The sequence below is a fragment of the Butyrivibrio sp. LB2008 genome (assembly GCF_000621565.1).
GTDB lineage: Bacteria > Bacillota > Clostridia > Lachnospirales > Lachnospiraceae > Butyrivibrio.
In genome coordinates this window covers 31,890-48,042 of record NZ_KK211308.1, presented here as the reverse complement: position 1 = coordinate 48,042, position 16,153 = coordinate 31,890, and the positions used below count along the sequence as shown (strand labels likewise).

The following is a 16,153-nucleotide window of genomic DNA, read 5'->3' as shown; positions in this document are numbered from 1 at the left end:
GAGGAAAAGAGCAGATTTAGTCAATGCCGCGATGAAATTCGCATTCAAAGAAGCTGAGGAATCAGTTAGAGATTGACTAAGAGCAAGAAAAATCGCAGATTTAGACAATTATGACGGAATAATCGATTACATGAGCAAATAAAAAAGAAAGACGAGGAAAAACAAATTGTATAATGTAGCAGAGGTTTTGAATGCACGTATTGAGTGTATAAAGCGGGCAATAAAACTTGCAGAGAAAGAGGAAGGACGTTTCCCTGAGGGAAGACTACGAACAAGTAAGAGCAGCGGAAGAGTTCGATATTATGAAGTTCAAGAAAAGAATGATACAAACGGTGAGTATCTTCATAAAACGAAACAACTTCATCTTATCAAGAGCCTTGCGCAGAAGGACTACAATGAGAAATTTCTGATAAAAGCAAGGGAAGAACAAAAACTACTGGAAAAATTACTATTAAAATACAGAAAATCATATTGTGAATCTGTGTATGAAAACTTGTCAGAAGGTAGACAGAATCTAATAAGACCATACATTTTATCTGATGATCAATTTGCCCATGAATGGCAGTCTAGAACATTCAAAACAAATCCATATCGAATAGAAAACAAAATATATGACACAAGAAAAGGTGAAAAAGTACGATCTAAATCCGAAGCGATTATTGCAGATATGCTTTTTGAGATGGGAATTCCGTATCACTATGAATATCCCTTGAGATTAAAAGATGGAAATGTGAGATTTCCTGATTTTACAATATTAAAAGTGAGTACGAGAGAAGAGATATATCTTGAGCATTTTGGTCTGTTAGATGATGAGGAGTATAGAAAAGAAAACATGTATAAGCTTGATATTTACAGAGCTAATGGGATATATATCGGAAAAAATCTAATATTTACTTATGAGACCGCTGATAATCCGCTTGATATAAATGGAATAAGACGAATGTTAAAAGATATATTATTATAATGCCATCGCGTAATATAAAATGATTTGATAATAGCGAGGTAGCGTTTTATAATAAGCAAGAATGTAATAAACATATGAAAAGAATTTCTATGTATACTACATACTTGCGATGATGTGTATTGGTATAGGATAAAAGGTTGCTATAGCAATTACTTCTCGCTATACACTATGCAATTGTTCAGAAAACAGTCAAATTAAAGGAGACCGGAATGGCACTTAGAACTATAAGAGAATACGGCGATAATGTACTTGCGAGCCGTTGTAAAGAAGTAAAAGAAATCACACCCAGGATAAAAGAACTTGTACAGGACATGATCGATACAATGTATGAAGCAAACGGTGTCGGACTTGCCGCACCGCAGGTTGGAATACTTAAAAGAGTATTTGTTATAGATGTATCTCCCGAAGGGGATTCACCTATAGTATTTATCAATCCTGAGATACTTGAGACAAGCGGAGAGCAGACAGGGTATGAGGGATGCCTTTCACTTCCCGGAAAATCAGGAATTGTCACAAGACCTAATTATGTAAAGGCTAAAGCTATTAATCTTGATGGTGAAGAGTTTATTATAGAAGGCGAAGAACTCATGGCAAGAGCAATCCTTCATGAGAACGATCACCTTGACGGACATATGTATGTTGAAAAAGTTGAGGGTGAGCTTGTAGATAACGAAGAACTTATGGCTGAAAATGAGGACGCGTAATTATGAAAATAATTTTTATGGGTACGCCTGATTTTGCGGCGAGCGCTCTGGAAAAAATAGTTGAAGCCGGGCATGAGATCACTTTGGTGGTTACACAGCCCGATAAGCCGAAGGGCAGAAGCGGAGAACTTCAGGTTTCAGATGTTAAGGCATGTGCTTTAAAGCATGGCTTTCCTGTTTTTCAGCCTGAAAGGATAAAGCTTCCCGAGAATGTAGCTTATTTAAAAAACTATGAGGCTGATATATACGTTGTTGCGGCGTTTGGTCAGATCCTTTCACAGGAAATCCTTGATATTCCCAAGTTCGGATGCGTCAATATTCATGCATCACTCCTTCCTAAATACAGAGGAGCGGCGCCCATCCAGCAGGCGATTATCGATGGAGAGAAGACAACAGGCGTTACAATAATGCAGATGGCTGCAGGCATGGATACCGGAGATATTATCTTTCAGAGGGAAATACCTATTGACGACAATGAAACGGGCGGCGGTCTGTTTGATAAGTTGTCGGAACTTGGCGCAGAGCTTATAGTAGAGACACTTCCCAAGATAGAGAGGGGCGAATTGACTCCCATTCCGCAGGATGAAAAACTCGCGACAAAGTGTGGAAAACTTTCCAAGAACATGGGAAAAATAGACTTTAATAAGAACGCTGTGGATATAAGGAATCTTGTAAGAGGGCTTAATCCCTGGCCGAGTGCGTTTACCCGTCATGAAGGCAAGATGCTCAAGATCTGGGTAGCTGATGCCTTGGATGATAAGCAGGTAAAAGAAATTTCGGGAAATGCGGAAGTATTAAAGAATGCTGTTCCCGGAACAGTTTCTTTTGTAACAAAAGAAGCTATCGGCGTTGCAACGGGAAAAGGAACTTTGGTATTAAAAGAAGTTCAGCTTGAAGGCAAAAAGAGAATGCTTGTTAAAGATTTTTTACTTGGAAACAAGATAGAGATCGGAACCAAGCTGGGATAATCAAAGCTGCGTTTTGTACGCAGACATATAACTATGATTTCAGAGAAGACAATAGATTAAGTTATACAGGAATCGGAGGTGAGCAGTATGGGTTACGGTTATGGAAGAATGATGTATGGATACGGATTTGATCCTATGTATATAGTTGTCCTCATCATGGGAATTCTGTGCATGATCGCAAGTTACAGAGTATCTTCCGTGTACAAGAAATATGAGAGAATCCGCAGTATGTGCGGAATGACAGGAGCGCAGGTTGCTGCAGAGATTCTTAGAAGAAACGGGATCACCGATGTTATGATCCAGCATGTGAGCGGTAATCTTACAGATCACTATGATCCAAAGGCAAAAGTTATCCGTCTTTCGGATGCAACATACAATTCGAGCAGTGTTGCGGCGATAGGAGTTGCAGCGCACGAGTGCGGACATGTTTGCCAGCACTATTATGGCTATGTACCGCTTAAGATCAGGACGGCTATAGTTCCTGCTGCCAATATCGGATCAAAAGCAGGTGTTCCGCTTATTTTAATCGGCATGTTGGTAAGCTTTTCGCCACTTATTACTTTGGGAATTTGGATCTTTTCACTTGCTGTTTTGTTCCAGCTTGTGACACTTCCCGTAGAGTTTGATGCTTCTCACAGAGCTCTTTCAATGCTTGAAGAGTACGGAATCCTTGGCTACGAAGAAGTTAGGGATTCAAGAAAAGTTCTTTCGGCAGCTGCAATGACATATGTTGCAAGTGCAGCGGCAGCAGTAGCACAGCTCCTCAGACTTATTCTCTTGAACGGCAGAAGGAGAGACTGATAAAGGAGCGCTCCGCGGAGGATGCGCAGCTCGCGAAATTCTTTTTATTAGTACCATGGCAGATCGGTATAAAGCAGATTTGCCATGGTGATTTTTACATATTATCTAAATATTAACCGGGAGGAACAGACATGAATTATACAGATAATAAAGTGAAAGTTACCGTGATCGAGAGCCATTGCCCAAAGTATAAAGTTGGGGACGTAATTTGTTTCGAGGGAAGTTTGCTTGATAAAGAGAAAAGCGATAATGTTTGCATGGTTGCGATGAATGCGATTTATCCATTTGTCTATGCTTTTAGAAGAGGCGGGAATCTCAGACCCGGACCGTACCAGTGCACAGACTGCGGTGAGACAGTCAAATTTATGATAGAGAGTGTTGAGTAAAATCTTTGAAGAGTGGTATCTTGGCATGAGATATCACTCTTTTATAATATAAAAGCTCCGCGAACGACTCTTTATTAAAAAATATAAAGAGTTGCAATTCACTACGTTACCCTGCTAAAATATACTTTGTGTTGTTTTAACAGGGAGGTAGGGGGAAATGATCGGCATATATCTTAGCGGAACAGGCAATTCTAAGCACTGTGTGGAAAAGTTTGTGCAGTTACTTGATGAAAACGGCAGGACTTTTCCAATTGAAAATCCACAAGTTATAGAAGAAATAAAGAAAGAGACGGATATAGTTGTAGGTTATCCTACGCAGTTTTCAAATGCACCTTTAATGGTGCGTGATTTTATCAGGAACAACGAAGCTATATGGAGGGGCAAAAGAATCTTTTGCATAAATACCATGGGAGCTTTTAGCGGTGACGGTACAGGTTGCACAGCAAGACTCTTTAAGAAGTACGGAGCTACGGTGACGGGCGGATTGCAGATCAAGATGCCTGATTCCGTATGCGATAGTAAGCTTTTGAAAAAGACGGCGGAAGCAAATAAAAAGATAATCAGGCAGGCTGATGAGAAGATTGAGTCCTGGGCAGGGAAGATCAAGAACGGAAATTACCCAAAAGAGGGGCTTTATTTCTATGATCATATCGCCGGATTGTTTGGCCAAAGGTTGTGGTTTTGCCGGGAGACTTTAAAATACTCAAACAAGTTGAAAATAAGTGACGCATGCGTAGGATGCGGACTTTGTGTCAACGAGTGCCCTATGGACAATCTTGTGCAGCAATCGGACGGGAAACCAATGCCGCAAGGTAAATGTACGATGTGCTACAGATGCATCAGTCATTGTCCCGCGCAGGCAATCACGCTTCTTGGAAAAGAGGTTATTGAGCAGACAACATTTGATAAGTTCAACGCCGGATCGAATTAAATTCACGTTTTATCATATTAGCAGGATGAAGTGTTGCAAATGAACAATTTATCCTGCTAAAATTATAATTAGACAGTTTGATCAGGGGGGACTGTTGAGCAGAATTGTTACTATTTAGCATGATTTGCGTAGGGGGGATGCTGAGAAATGAATGATAGTAATGTAATAGGAGCTATATTGGGGATGGAGCGAACCAATCTTTCGCTTACGATCAGTAAAGTATGCGACGGATTATGTAGTGCATCCACATATAACCGATATGAAAGCGGGAAAATGTTGCCGGATAAGTTTATGCTATCCGCACTTCTTGAGAGGATGGGAAAGAATCCGAACAGAATCGTATATACGGTGACGGATGAAGAACATAAACTCCTGGATATCAAGAAGAAGCTTAAGGAATCAATACTTGATAATGATTATGAAAGAACAAAGGAATATTTTGATGAATATTCTGATATTCCCAAAACCAGATGTAAGAATATACATAAGCAGTTGGAATTTGAAATAGAAGGCGAACTGTGCAGGATGAAAGGAGATACCGAAGAAACTCTTTCTTTATATAGGAAAGCTCTTGAGCAGACATTTAAAAAGAAAAGTCTTGATAACATAAACGAGTCATTATATACAGTAAGAGAGTTTAAACTACTATATAAAATCGGTGAGATAAATGATTTTGATCTTCTTTTTAAGCTTGGGTATTTTTTAAAGAAGTTAGCAAATAATCATTATTTAAAAATTGTATTTTACGGAGATCTTATAGCCGATCTTGTAGCTGCCTCCAAAGACAGATGGATGAAGCAGATGCAACTGGAATACTTGGAAGATGCCTTACAATATAAAAGACAGATTAAGCAAAGCAGGGGCTTGTCCAGACTTTTGAAGATGAAAAAAGATATTCTGGGTAAATTGGACAGGGAAGAAGAGATATTGTTAGGTATGGAAACGTTGATGGGATAAGAGTATAAGGAAAAATACAATGAGCGTATATAAGAAATCGGAATTATTAAAAAATCACCGGGTAGAAAAGGGGTTTTCAAGAGAAAAGCTGTCAGAGGGAATATGTGACAGCACTACATTAAAACGATACGAAAATGAGGGGATGATCCCAAGTGATGATAATTACAGAATGCTTCAGGAGAAGATGGGAGGCAGACCCGAACAGATAATAATGTCATACGATCTCGGACTGTTCGTTGATGAGGACAGATATCAGGAGTATGAAGTGCTCATAACAGACCATAAGTATGATGAGCTGCAAATGAAGATGCAGATACTTAAGGAAGGGCTTAAAAAGACAGAATCCATAGAAAAAGAACAATTTTTGGGAAGGCTTGAATTTATATTAAATGAGGATTATTCCGAGGAATCTTTGAAAAAAAGAGAGGAATTGTTAAAGAAGTCTGTTCCCGATTATGATCGCGGTGAATTTTCCATAACCCGTCTATATAATGATACGGAGTTGTATCTGCTGAATGATATAGCGGTAACTTATGATAAGATGGGTGATTCTGAGAAGGCTATAGAGGTATTTAGAAAGCTATATACATATATCGATCAGGCGGAAGACAATAAAGACAGTTTGGTTGTGGTAAAGATACTGTTTAATTTTGCAAATGTTCTCGGAGTAAATGAGAGATATGAAGAGTCCATAGAGATTTGCAGAAAGAGCATATCGCTTATAAAAAAGAATTCCTGCCAGGAGATGATGTATACTTTTGTATTTAATATAGGCTGGTTATATTCTCAGATGTGGAAAAGCAGTAAGAATAATGAATATAAAGAAAAAGCAGAAGAATATGTTGAACTGTCACTTGAGCTTGCCAGATACTTTAATGAATCGGCACAGAACATATCTTTGATAGAGGCATATCGTAAGGAACAGTTTTCATAGTTTTTTCTGTAACCCTCAAGGGCGTATTATTGCAAGTCATTGCAATAATACGCCCTTTAACTATCTCCCCTCAATACATTCTATATCAGCTATTCTTAAGTGCTTTTAGTGAGCAGGCTTAAGAATACAGCAAATGCCGATCTTTGTATTGTTGGTAGCTGAAGGTGCTTTTGTTCCTGTAAAAACACCTGCTGCAAGAATAGCGATGGTTACAGTTAAAACTAACATTTTTTTCATATTATGTGCTCCTTTCAACTAGCAATTATTTATCAACTGTCTTCATTATACCGTTAAGAAATATATTCAAAAGGGCGTATTATGCAATGAATAATTTGCGACATACGCTCTTTTTGTATGCGAAATATGATGATAGTTTTTGTTGTAAGACGCGTGATTTTTTGTCTTTTTATATGAAAGGGATGATGAGATATGAGTGAAAGAAAGTGTAGTTGTTGTAAGGCTGAAATCTCAAGAACTATATTGGATAACAATTATTCCATATGCCCGAAATGCGGAAATTATATGAGATTTCATGCGCGTAAGAGAATTGCTTCTTTAGTTGATACCGGATCGTTTAAAGAATGGGATGAGAATCTTCTGGGTGATAACCCTTTAAAGGATGAAGGATATGCAGAGAAGCTTGTTCAAACAGCCGGAAAGCACAATTTGAACGAGGCCATTATAACAGGTGAGGCAAAAATCGAAGGAATCCGTATTGCCATAGGTGTCATGGATACAAGGTTCATGATGGCCAGTATGGGACAGGCCGTAGGCGAGAAAGTAACACGTTTGTTTGAAACTTCAAGGAAAAAGAAACTCCCTGTGCTTTTGTTCTGTTGTTCGGGCGGAGCAAGGATGCAGGAAGGAATTGTTTCTCTGATGCAGATGGAGAAGACTGCCGCAGCTGTAAAAAGACATTCGGAAGCGGGACTTCTTTATATATCTGTTCTCACAAATCCTACTATGGGAGGTGTGACGGCAAGTTATGCAATGTCTGCGGATATTATCCTTGCAGAGAAAGGTGCGATGATCGGTTTTGCCGGAAGGAGAGTTATAGAGCAGAACATAGGCGAAAAACTTCCCGATGATTTCCAGACTGCTGAGTTTCAGCTCGCAAAGGGCTTTGTCGATGATGTTGTCGAGAGGCCAACAATGAGGGAATACATCGGAAAAATCCTGAAGATGCATTCAAAGAAAAAAACAAAGCTTAAACCCAAGGCTAGCGTCGTTGAATTCATGCCTGTTAAGCCCGGCGAAAATAAGAATACTCCATGGCAGAAGGTTAGAATCGCGAGAGCTCACGAGAGACCTACAACACTTGATTATGTAGTTAAGATGTTTGATGACTTCGTTGAGTTTCACGGAGACAGAAGTTATGAGGACGATCATGCGATCGTTGGAGGAATAGCTTCTTTGAACGGTTTTCCTGTAACGGTTGTAGGGCAGCAGAAGGGAAAAAAAGATCTTTCCGATGCCGTATACCGCAACTGGGGAATGGCTTCGCAGAGCGGATATCGTAAAGCACTCAGATTAATGAAACAGGCTGAGAAGTTTAAAAGACCGATAATCTGCTTTGTTGATACGATTGGTGCCGCATGCGGAAGGGACGCCGAAGAAAGAGGACAGGGATCTGTGATTGCGGAACTCTTACGAGATGTTTCGATAATCGAGGTTCCGATCCTTTCGATAATAATCGGAGAAGGCGGAAGCGGAGGGGCGCTTGCACTTGCTGTTGGAAATGAAGTATGGATGCTGCAGAACTCTGTGTATTCAATCCTGACTCCGGAAGGTTATGCAAGTATTCTCTGGAAGGACAATTCCAGAGCAGAAGAAGCAGCTGAAGTAATGAAGATGACGGCGGACGATCTTTATGAACTCGGAATTGTGGAGAAGGTCATCAAAGAACCCGAGAATCTCAATAAAGAGAATATGAAAGATATGTGCAATCAGATCAAGGGTGAGATGATCAGATTCCTTCTCAAATATGGAAGAAAAAATGGAAGTTTTATTGCAAAAGACAGATATAAGAGATTTAGAAAATATTGATCTTATCCTGAAACTTCCCGGTATGAAATATGGAGGATGTTGTGGAAAAGACAGCAAACGTAAAGTTAAAGAAGTGGTTTATTGAAAAGAAATCGGAAGCGGACGAAGAAAGACTTTTTGTATTCCATCATGCAGGAGGCGGTGCGACATATTACATGCCGCTCTTAAAAGAACTCGCCGGAAGATACAGTGTGTATTTTGTGCAGCTTCCCGGAAGGGAATTCAGGATAAATGAACCTGCTTATGAAAGCTGGGATAAGCTGCTTGATGACCTGACAGAAGCGTTGCTTCCGTATCTGGATAAGCCATTTACTTTTTTCGGACATAGTATGGGCGCAATCATTTCATATGAGCTTGCGCACAGGCTGAAGAAAAGAAATATCGCTCCAAAGCATCTTTATCTATCGGCTTTGGCAGCACCGAATATTCCGCGAAATGACTATTCGATGTTACCGGATGAAGAGCTTCTTGATAAAGTGTTCGATCTTGGAGGGACAGATTCCGATGCTTCATTAAACAACAAACTAATGGCAATGATATTGCCTACGCTCAGAAGCGATCTTCGTTTGTGTGACACATATAAAAGCGTGGAATGCGAAAAACTGGATATTCCCGTCACGGTGCTTGGCGGAGATGATGATAACGTTGTCGGAATAGGTGACCTGCTTGAATGGGAAAAGTATTTTGGGGGATTTTTTGAAGTTCGCCTTTTCAAAGGCAATCACTTCTATTTCAGAGATCAATTTGCCAATCTGGCAAAGGTAATCGCAGGCTGAAACTTCTGATGAAGTATAGCATAAAAAAAGAAATGATAAGGAGAGTAAAAAAATGGAGAACAACGCAAAGATCAGAGAAATCGTAGAAGAAATCGTAGAGATGAAGGGATTTGAAGATGATGCAAAATTCATTGAGCTTTTTGAGTTTGACTCAATGCTCATTCTTGAACTTGTAAGTCAGCTTGAGAAAACATTCGGAATTGTGATCAATGAAGAAGATTATCCCAAGATGCAGAGTTTGAGCGATGTATATGAGATTGTAAACAAAGAACTTGCAGCCTGATAGTTGGCCACCATACCGGAGTGTGTGGTGGCTAATTCTTTGCCGGATAAGGGCATATCATGCAAAAAAAGCTTTTCGATATACGCTCTTTTGATGCACGAAATATAGTGATAACTTGTATGCAAGGGCTTGAGCGGAAGAAAAGGTAGTTCATTTGAACCGACTATGAAAGGGAATGGCACAAAATGAAAAAGTATGAATTAAGTTACGGACAGAAATCATTATTCTTTTTACAGAAATTTGATCCAAGCAGTACAGCATATAATGTCGGAATCGCATTTAAATCATATGACAAAGTTGATATGACAAGGCTCTACACGGCTATGGATAAACTTCTTAACAGACATGAGATATTGAGAACAGGATTTGTTAATGAAGACGGTAAAGTTTATCAGTATATTGATGAAAAATCCAGATATGACTGCTTTGTTACAGATATTTCGGGTATGGAAGAAGATGAGATCAGGCAGAAAGTTAATCATGATTTTCACAGACCTTTCGATCTTCTCAATGATAACTTGTTTAGAATATATCTATACAAAAACGAATCTTATGACCTTATAAGCATGGTCATTCATCATATAATAGTTGATTTCTACAGTGTTGAGATTATACTAAACGACTTTATCAGTATTTATCAGGGACAAGAGGATGCGATGACTGCCAGGGGTGAACAGGCGGTGTCATATGACATCTTCGTAGACGAAGAAAAAGAGTTCGTATCGTCCCCAAAATTTCAAGAGAAAATTGAATTCTGGAAAAAGAATCTTGCAGATCTTGATGAAGGCCTTGAGTATGAAGCACTTTCCGGTAAAACAGGCGAATCAAAGATCAAAGGTGCGAAGGAACTTTTTTACTTAAGTGAAGAGAAGACTGAAAAGATAAGGAAAATATGTGAAAAAAAACATATTTCTCCTTTCATATTCTTCCTTACGGTATATAAGCTTTTTCTTTTCCAGGTATACGGAAAACGTGACGTGGTGGTGGGAGTTCCGGTCAACTTAAGACGTGCCGCAAAGTATAAGAGCGTGGTAGGCGATTTTGTCAATGTTCTTCCCATAAGGATGAGAACCGCCGGCGGAAGTTTTGAGCAGAATGCAAAAGAGGTAAATAAGATTTTTGTCGATGCAATGCTCAATAAAAAAGTACCGTATTCGCTTATTGTTGAGAGCGTTTCGCCGGGTAAAGGCAGCAGCAATCCTCTTTTTCGAACAGCATTCAATTTCTTGGAAGAGAGAATTAAGGATAACGGCCTTAACATGAATCAGAGCAGCAAAGATGTGAGTGAATTCCTCGGATATAGATATCACGGTTATGACGTGGATCAGCAGCTCGATCAGGAAGATATGTCGCTTGAGATAGTTCAGGACGCCGGAGGATATACAGGGGCATTTAAGTACAGCAGGGACTTTTTTACAAAGGAAAAGATAGAAGAATTTGCAGGAAGATATCAAAAGCTCATAGCAAGGATCATTGATTCGGAAGACATCGATGTTGAAGAACTTAAGTATTTCGATGAGAAAGAGAAGCATGATCTTATCTATATCTCGGGCCGGAACAGCAAAGAATTTAAGAAGTATGACAATGTCGTTCAGATGATCGAAGAAAAGATGGATATCTATCCTGACAGATGCGCTGTAAGAGATGAAAGAACCTTACTTACATATAGAGAATTAAGAGAAAAAGTAGCGGTGCTTTCAAGTTATCTAAGGAAAAAAGGTGTAAAGAAAGGAAGCCCCGTAATTGCCTACATGAATAAGAATGTTGATGTCATAGTCGCATTCCTTTCAATCATGAAGGCAGGCGGAATCTATATTCCGATAGATGTTTCTTTTCCCAGAAACAGGATCGAATACATTCTCGAGTGTACAGATTCTTCATATATGATCAGCAACAGAGAGCTTATCGAGAAAGAAGAATTCTTAAAAGATGCGTTCTGCGTAGAGGATATTCTGGAAAGCGGTAGTGAAGCAGATGCTTATGAAGAAGTTGAAAGAATTACAGCGTCCGACAGTGCTTATATCATCTTTACTTCAGGTTCCACAGGAAAGCCGAAAGGAGTGGAGATAGGGCACGGAGCGCTTGTAAATTTCCTCCAGTCAATGGAAGAAGTACTTGAACTTAAGGGAAAAGAAAATGTGAATATCGGAGGCGTTACCAGTATAGCTTTTGATATCTCCATTTTGGAATTTCTCCTTCCGCTTACATTGGGAGGACAGTCATCTCTTTTGACCAAGAAACTTGTGACAGATGCAGATAAGTTTGACAGATGCGTTCGCGAAATGGGAATAAATGTTTTTCAGGCTACGGCAACGACCTGGACAATGCTTCTTAAGCTTGGATGGAAAGGATATAAAAATATCGGAGTACTTGTAGGCGGAGAAATGGTTTCAAAAGAACTGGCACACAGCCTTACAAGCGCTTTTGACAATGTCTGGAACGTATACGGACCTACGGAAGCAACGATATGGGCTACGGCAAAAAAACTGTCGGTAACCGATGAAGTGGTTACGATAGGACCGCCGCTTCACAATTATGAGGCTTATATCCTGGATGACGATCATGAGATTGTTCAAAAGAACGTTGTCGGAAAGCTTTTTCTTGCAGGTGAAGGCCTGGCAAAGGGGTATTACAAGAGAGAAGAGCTTACAAGAGAGCGCTTTATAAATGCAAGTATAGACGGCACAGAAAAGCGCATTTATGACACGGGAGATCTTGCCAGATATCTTTCAAACGGAGAGATAGAGGTTATAGGAAGGGCGGACGATCAGGTTAAACTAAGCGGTTACAGGATTGAGCTTGGTGAAATCCAGAGTGTTATAGATAAGTTCGAGGGAATTAAGAACAACGCCGTTGTCATAAAGGACCGGAAGCTTACCGCATATATCGTTTATGAAGGCGATGAGGACAATCTTTTAAAGAGACTTCGCGAATTCTGCAAGAAAGAGCTCACACCTTACATGATTCCTTCGGAATTCATAATTGTTCCTTCAATCCCGCTTACACCGAATCAGAAGACAGACAAGAAGACTCTCATGAGTATGAAGGGAAGAAAACTTTCTGAGAATAAGATTACTGCAAATGAGGGCAACGGAGCTTATGATTCAATGATCCTCGTATGGAAGGATGTTATCGGTGATTTCGAATTCGGGCTTGATGATAATTTCTTTGATGTGGGCGGAACATCGCTTCTTGCGATGGCTCTTCAGGAAAAAATAAACAGCAGCCTCGGAGAAAAAGTTGAGCTCCCTGACATTTTTGCATATACAACGGTCAGAAGTATGGGAGACTTTATCATGAGCAGGAAAAAGGTGAGCGAAGAAAGCTCCGCGCCTCTTACGGAAAAGAAGCGAACAAGAAACAGACTCGGAGATATGAGAAAACAAAGAGCGGCAGCAGGAAGAACCCGTGTATAAGGAGAAAAGTATAGATGGAAAATGAGAATTTGATCGCGATAATAGGCATGTCCGGAAGGTTTCCCAAGGCGGATTCCATAGATGAATTGTGGAAAAACCTTCTTGATAACAAGGAATGTCTTGAAAGATTCAGCGACGAAGAACTTAAGAAATCAGGAGTTTCCGAAGAAGACATTGAATCCGGAGACTATGTGGGAGTTAAAGGAGTTATTGATTCTCCGACAAAATTTGATTCTGAATTTTTTGGATATACAGCAAGAGAATCAATGATCATAGATCCTCAGGCCAGAGTGCTTCTTGAAGAGACATGGAAAGCAATTGAGGATTCGGGAAATCTTGTATCTGATTTTGAAGGAAGAGTCGGAGTCTATGCGGGAGCAGGAATGAACACGTACATTCTCAGAGCGATAATGAAAGGCGTTGCCGGACAGTATGATGATTTTGACATTATGCTTGGAAGCGACAAGGATCTTCTTGCTACGAGAGTCGCATACAAACTGAATCTGACGGGCCCCAGTCTGACGGTGCAGTCAACCTGTTCATCATCACTTGTTGCAGTTCATCTTGCTTGTCAGGGACTTCTTAGCGGAGACTGCGATATGGCTGTAGCCGGTGGTGTTTCACTGGCTTTCCCGACAGAGCAGGGATACAAATACAGAAAAGGAATGATCTTTTCAAAATCCGGACACTGCAGACCTTTCGAAGAACATTCGGACGGAACGATTTTTAGTGACGGAGTGGGAGTGATCGTACTAAAGCGTCTTGAAGATGCAATTGAAGATAAGGATGACATATACGGAGTTATCAGGGCTACAGCTGTTAACAATGACGGAAACAGCAAAGTCGGATTTACGGCGCCAAGTCCTGTAGGACAGGCACAGGTTATACGTGACTGTATGGAACTTGCGGATGTGTCGGCCGATGAGATCAGATATGTTGAGACTCACGGAACTGCGACTGAGATTGGCGATCTTCTGGAAGTTAAGGCAATCTCAAATGTTTATGAAGATTATACGGACAAAAAAGGCTTTTGCGCACTCGGAAGTGTTAAGTCCAACATCGGACATTTGAATACGGCTTCGGGAATATCGGGACTTATTAAAGCGCTGCTTGTACTTAAGAACGGAGTCATTCCCGCGATGCCTGATTTTGGGAAAGAAAACGAGGCATTAAAGCTTGATATGACACCTTTTTATATCAATAAGAAAAACGAAAAGATCGAAAAAGACGGAAATACAAAAGTAGCGGTTAGTTCCTTCGGAATAGGCGGAACAAATGCTCATGTGATAATGCAGGAGCCTCCGAAGAGAGAAGAAGCCGCCGGTAAAAAAGATGAAAAGTATATCTTTCCGTTATCTGCAAAGAGCAGCAATTCTTTGTTTGAAGGAATGGAGAATATTGCAGACTGGCTTGAAAACAGTGATGTGACAAATATCGGAAAGGTAGCGGCCACTCTTCAGAGAGGAAGAGAAAACTTCGGAATGAGAAGTGCTTTGGTTGCGGGAAGCAAAGAGGAATTGATCGCAGGACTCAGAGCATCCGCAGAAGGTAAAAGATTTGTAAAGGCTTCTTCAAAACCCGTATATTTCCTGATCACAGGGCAGGGAAGCCAGTACATTGACATGGCAAAGGACCTGTATGAAAACGTCGATCATATAAGGAATATCATCGATGAAGGAATCGGTTATATACGCGATAACTACGGCGAAGATCTGCATAAGATCTTATATCCGTCGGAAGAAGAAAAAGAAAGTGCAAAAGAGATCATTAACAATACAGAATTTGCACAGCCTCTTATTTTCATGGTTGCCTATGCACTTGGAAGCTATCTTATGTCTTGCGGAGTTGAGCCTGACAAGATCATAGGTCACAGCCTCGGAGAATATGTGGGAGCCTGCCTGGCGGGAGTGATGTCTTTTGAAGACGGAATCGACATTGTATATCACAGGGGCAAGATTTTGCAGAGTGCTCAGAGAAGCAGAATGCTCGCGGTAAAGCTTGGACTTGATGAAGTAAGGAAACTCGGACTTGAGGGAGTATATGTATCAACCGTTAATGCACCCGAAGCGGTCGTACTTGGTGGAACATTTGAGAATATCGACAGGGCAAAAGAGATTCTTGATTCAAAGAAGATCATGTCTCAGGTGCTGAGTACATCACATGCATTCCATACACCGATAATGGCAGAGGCAGCAGAGAAATTCAAAGAATATCTTGAAAAGTTTGAATTAAAAGATCCCGAGATTGAGATCATATCAAATACTACGGGAGAGCCTGCGCAAAGCGGACAGTTAAGTAAAGCAGAGTACTGGAGAGAGCATATTGTAAATCCTGTTCTTTTTGCAAAAGGAATAAGACATCTGCTTGATGGAAAAGATGCAATATTCGTTGAACTCGGCTGCGGAAAAACTTTGATCAATCTGACAAAGCAGCAGAACGATGGCAGAGATCATATTTATGTAGATCTTCTTCCGGGTAAATATCACAAGCAATCACATTATGATTATTTTCTGGAAAAAGCAGCTCTTTTATGGGAGTGCGGAGCTGTAAGTAAGTGCGAATTTGACAACAGCATGATATTTAACAAGATTCACATGCCGACTTACAGATTTGACAGAAAAAATTACTCACTGCTCGATCTTGCGGGAGAAGCGGTAAGAGCGGATTCTTCAAAGGCTGTGAAGATAGAGACCGGTATAAACAGAGAGAGCGTGGAAGCACAGCTTGTTGAGCCAAGAGATGAAGTGGAAGAACTTCTTTTAAATCTGCTTAAAGAAAATACCGGAGTCGGAAACATTGGCGTTCTTGATAACTTCTATGAGATAGGACTTAGTTCTCTTTCGGCCAGTCAGTATGCAATGATGATCAAAGATGCGATTCAGCTTGATGTGGAGATAAGAGAGATTATCGAAGCAGGAAATATAGCGGCTCTTTCTGAGATTGTTACAGGAAAGTTATTGGAGGATGCGGGTTAAGCATTACGGAAA

The 16,153-nt window shown here is 40.3% G+C and carries 14 protein-coding genes; 13 read left to right on the top strand and 1 reads right to left on the bottom strand.

Going from position 1 to position 16,153, the window contains the following annotated elements:
• Positions 1 to 166 precede the first annotated feature (166 nt).
• The 8 genes from T356_RS20650 (at position 167) to T356_RS0116620 (ending at position 6,645) form a co-directional block, all read left to right on the top strand.
• The gene (locus tag T356_RS20650) at positions 167 to 964 is read left to right on the top strand and encodes a hypothetical protein (RefSeq protein ID WP_051563519.1); all 798 of its coding nucleotides are present in this window, start codon (positions 167 to 169) and stop codon (positions 962 to 964) included.
• 209 nt (positions 965 to 1,173) lie between these two features.
• A complete protein-coding gene (gene def, locus T356_RS0116650) occupies positions 1,174 to 1,668 on the top strand; it encodes a peptide deformylase (protein WP_026515480.1) in 495 nt (164 codons plus the stop codon).
• A gap of 2 nt (positions 1,669 to 1,670) precedes the next feature.
• Positions 1,671 to 2,636 carry a methionyl-tRNA formyltransferase gene (gene fmt, locus T356_RS0116645; protein WP_026515479.1) on the top strand — a complete coding sequence of 322 codons (966 nt, stop codon included), beginning with the start codon at positions 1,671 to 1,673 and terminating at the stop codon, positions 2,634 to 2,636.
• Positions 2,637 to 2,723: 87 nt separating this feature from the next.
• The gene (locus T356_RS0116640; RefSeq protein ID WP_026515478.1) at positions 2,724 to 3,437 is read left to right on the top strand and encodes a zinc metallopeptidase; all 714 of its coding nucleotides are present in this window, start codon (positions 2,724 to 2,726) and stop codon (positions 3,435 to 3,437) included.
• 131 nt (positions 3,438 to 3,568) lie between these two features.
• A complete protein-coding gene (locus T356_RS0116635; RefSeq protein ID WP_026515477.1) occupies positions 3,569 to 3,823 on the top strand; it encodes a TIGR04076 family protein in 255 nt (84 codons plus the stop codon).
• A 157-nt stretch (positions 3,824 to 3,980) separates the two neighbouring features.
• On the top strand, positions 3,981 to 4,754 hold the full coding sequence (locus T356_RS0116630) for an EFR1 family ferrodoxin (RefSeq protein ID WP_026515476.1): 774 nt from the start codon (positions 3,981 to 3,983) through the stop codon (positions 4,752 to 4,754).
• A gap of 147 nt (positions 4,755 to 4,901) precedes the next feature.
• Complete coding sequence (locus T356_RS0116625) at positions 4,902 to 5,711, top strand: helix-turn-helix domain-containing protein (RefSeq protein ID WP_026515475.1); 810 nt, start codon at positions 4,902 to 4,904, stop codon at positions 5,709 to 5,711.
• Between the two features lie 19 nt (positions 5,712 to 5,730).
• On the top strand, positions 5,731 to 6,645 hold the full coding sequence (locus T356_RS0116620) for a tetratricopeptide repeat protein (protein ID WP_026515474.1): 915 nt from the start codon (positions 5,731 to 5,733) through the stop codon (positions 6,643 to 6,645).
• Between the two features lie 105 nt (positions 6,646 to 6,750).
• Here the strand turns inward: T356_RS0116620 and T356_RS21665 are convergent, their stop codons facing one another.
• Positions 6,751 to 6,882, bottom strand: a complete 132-nt coding sequence (locus T356_RS21665; RefSeq protein WP_255346985.1) for a hypothetical protein — start codon at positions 6,880 to 6,882, stop codon at positions 6,751 to 6,753.
• Positions 6,883 to 7,074: 192 nt separating this feature from the next.
• On the opposite strand from T356_RS21665, the gene accA reads away from it, so the two are divergent.
• The 5 genes from accA to T356_RS0116590 all read left to right on the top strand — a co-directional run bounded on the left by accA (position 7,075) and on the right by T356_RS0116590 (position 16,141).
• Complete coding sequence (gene accA / locus T356_RS19875; protein WP_081777899.1) at positions 7,075 to 8,691, top strand: acetyl-CoA carboxylase carboxyl transferase subunit alpha; 1,617 nt, start codon at positions 7,075 to 7,077, stop codon at positions 8,689 to 8,691.
• Between the two features lie 41 nt (positions 8,692 to 8,732).
• On the top strand, positions 8,733 to 9,467 hold the full coding sequence (locus T356_RS0116605; protein ID WP_197020936.1) for a thioesterase II family protein: 735 nt from the start codon (positions 8,733 to 8,735) through the stop codon (positions 9,465 to 9,467).
• Between the two features lie 52 nt (positions 9,468 to 9,519).
• On the top strand, positions 9,520 to 9,750 hold the full coding sequence (locus T356_RS0116600; RefSeq protein WP_026515472.1) for an acyl carrier protein: 231 nt from the start codon (positions 9,520 to 9,522) through the stop codon (positions 9,748 to 9,750).
• Positions 9,751 to 9,935: 185 nt separating this feature from the next.
• Positions 9,936 to 13,166 carry a non-ribosomal peptide synthetase gene (locus tag T356_RS0116595; protein ID WP_026515471.1) on the top strand — a complete coding sequence of 1,077 codons (3,231 nt, stop codon included), beginning with the start codon at positions 9,936 to 9,938 and terminating at the stop codon, positions 13,164 to 13,166.
• Positions 13,167 to 13,180: 14 nt separating this feature from the next.
• On the top strand, positions 13,181 to 16,141 hold the full coding sequence (locus tag T356_RS0116590) for a type I polyketide synthase (protein WP_026515470.1): 2,961 nt from the start codon (positions 13,181 to 13,183) through the stop codon (positions 16,139 to 16,141).
• Positions 16,142 to 16,153 lie beyond the last annotated feature (12 nt).

Coding starts and splice junctions, on each gene's coding strand:
- def (WP_026515480.1), top strand. CDS start 1,174: ATGGCACTTAGAACTATAAGAGAATACGGCGATAATGTACTTGCGAGC.
- fmt (WP_026515479.1), top strand. CDS start 1,671: ATGAAAATAATTTTTATGGGTACGCCTGATTTTGCGGCGAGCGCTCTG.
- T356_RS0116640 (WP_026515478.1), top strand. CDS start 2,724: ATGGGTTACGGTTATGGAAGAATGATGTATGGATACGGATTTGATCCT.
- T356_RS0116635 (WP_026515477.1), top strand. CDS start 3,569: ATGAATTATACAGATAATAAAGTGAAAGTTACCGTGATCGAGAGCCAT.
- T356_RS0116630 (WP_026515476.1), top strand. CDS start 3,981: ATGATCGGCATATATCTTAGCGGAACAGGCAATTCTAAGCACTGTGTG.
- T356_RS0116625 (WP_026515475.1), top strand. CDS start 4,902: ATGAATGATAGTAATGTAATAGGAGCTATATTGGGGATGGAGCGAACC.
- T356_RS0116620 (WP_026515474.1), top strand. CDS start 5,731: ATGAGCGTATATAAGAAATCGGAATTATTAAAAAATCACCGGGTAGAA.
- T356_RS21665 (WP_255346985.1), bottom strand. CDS start 6,882: ATGAAAAAAATGTTAGTTTTAACTGTAACCATCGCTATTCTTGCAGCA.
- accA (WP_081777899.1), top strand. CDS start 7,075: ATGAGTGAAAGAAAGTGTAGTTGTTGTAAGGCTGAAATCTCAAGAACT.
- T356_RS0116600 (WP_026515472.1), top strand. CDS start 9,520: ATGGAGAACAACGCAAAGATCAGAGAAATCGTAGAAGAAATCGTAGAG.
- T356_RS0116595 (WP_026515471.1), top strand. CDS start 9,936: ATGAAAAAGTATGAATTAAGTTACGGACAGAAATCATTATTCTTTTTA.
- T356_RS0116590 (WP_026515470.1), top strand. CDS start 13,181: ATGGAAAATGAGAATTTGATCGCGATAATAGGCATGTCCGGAAGGTTT.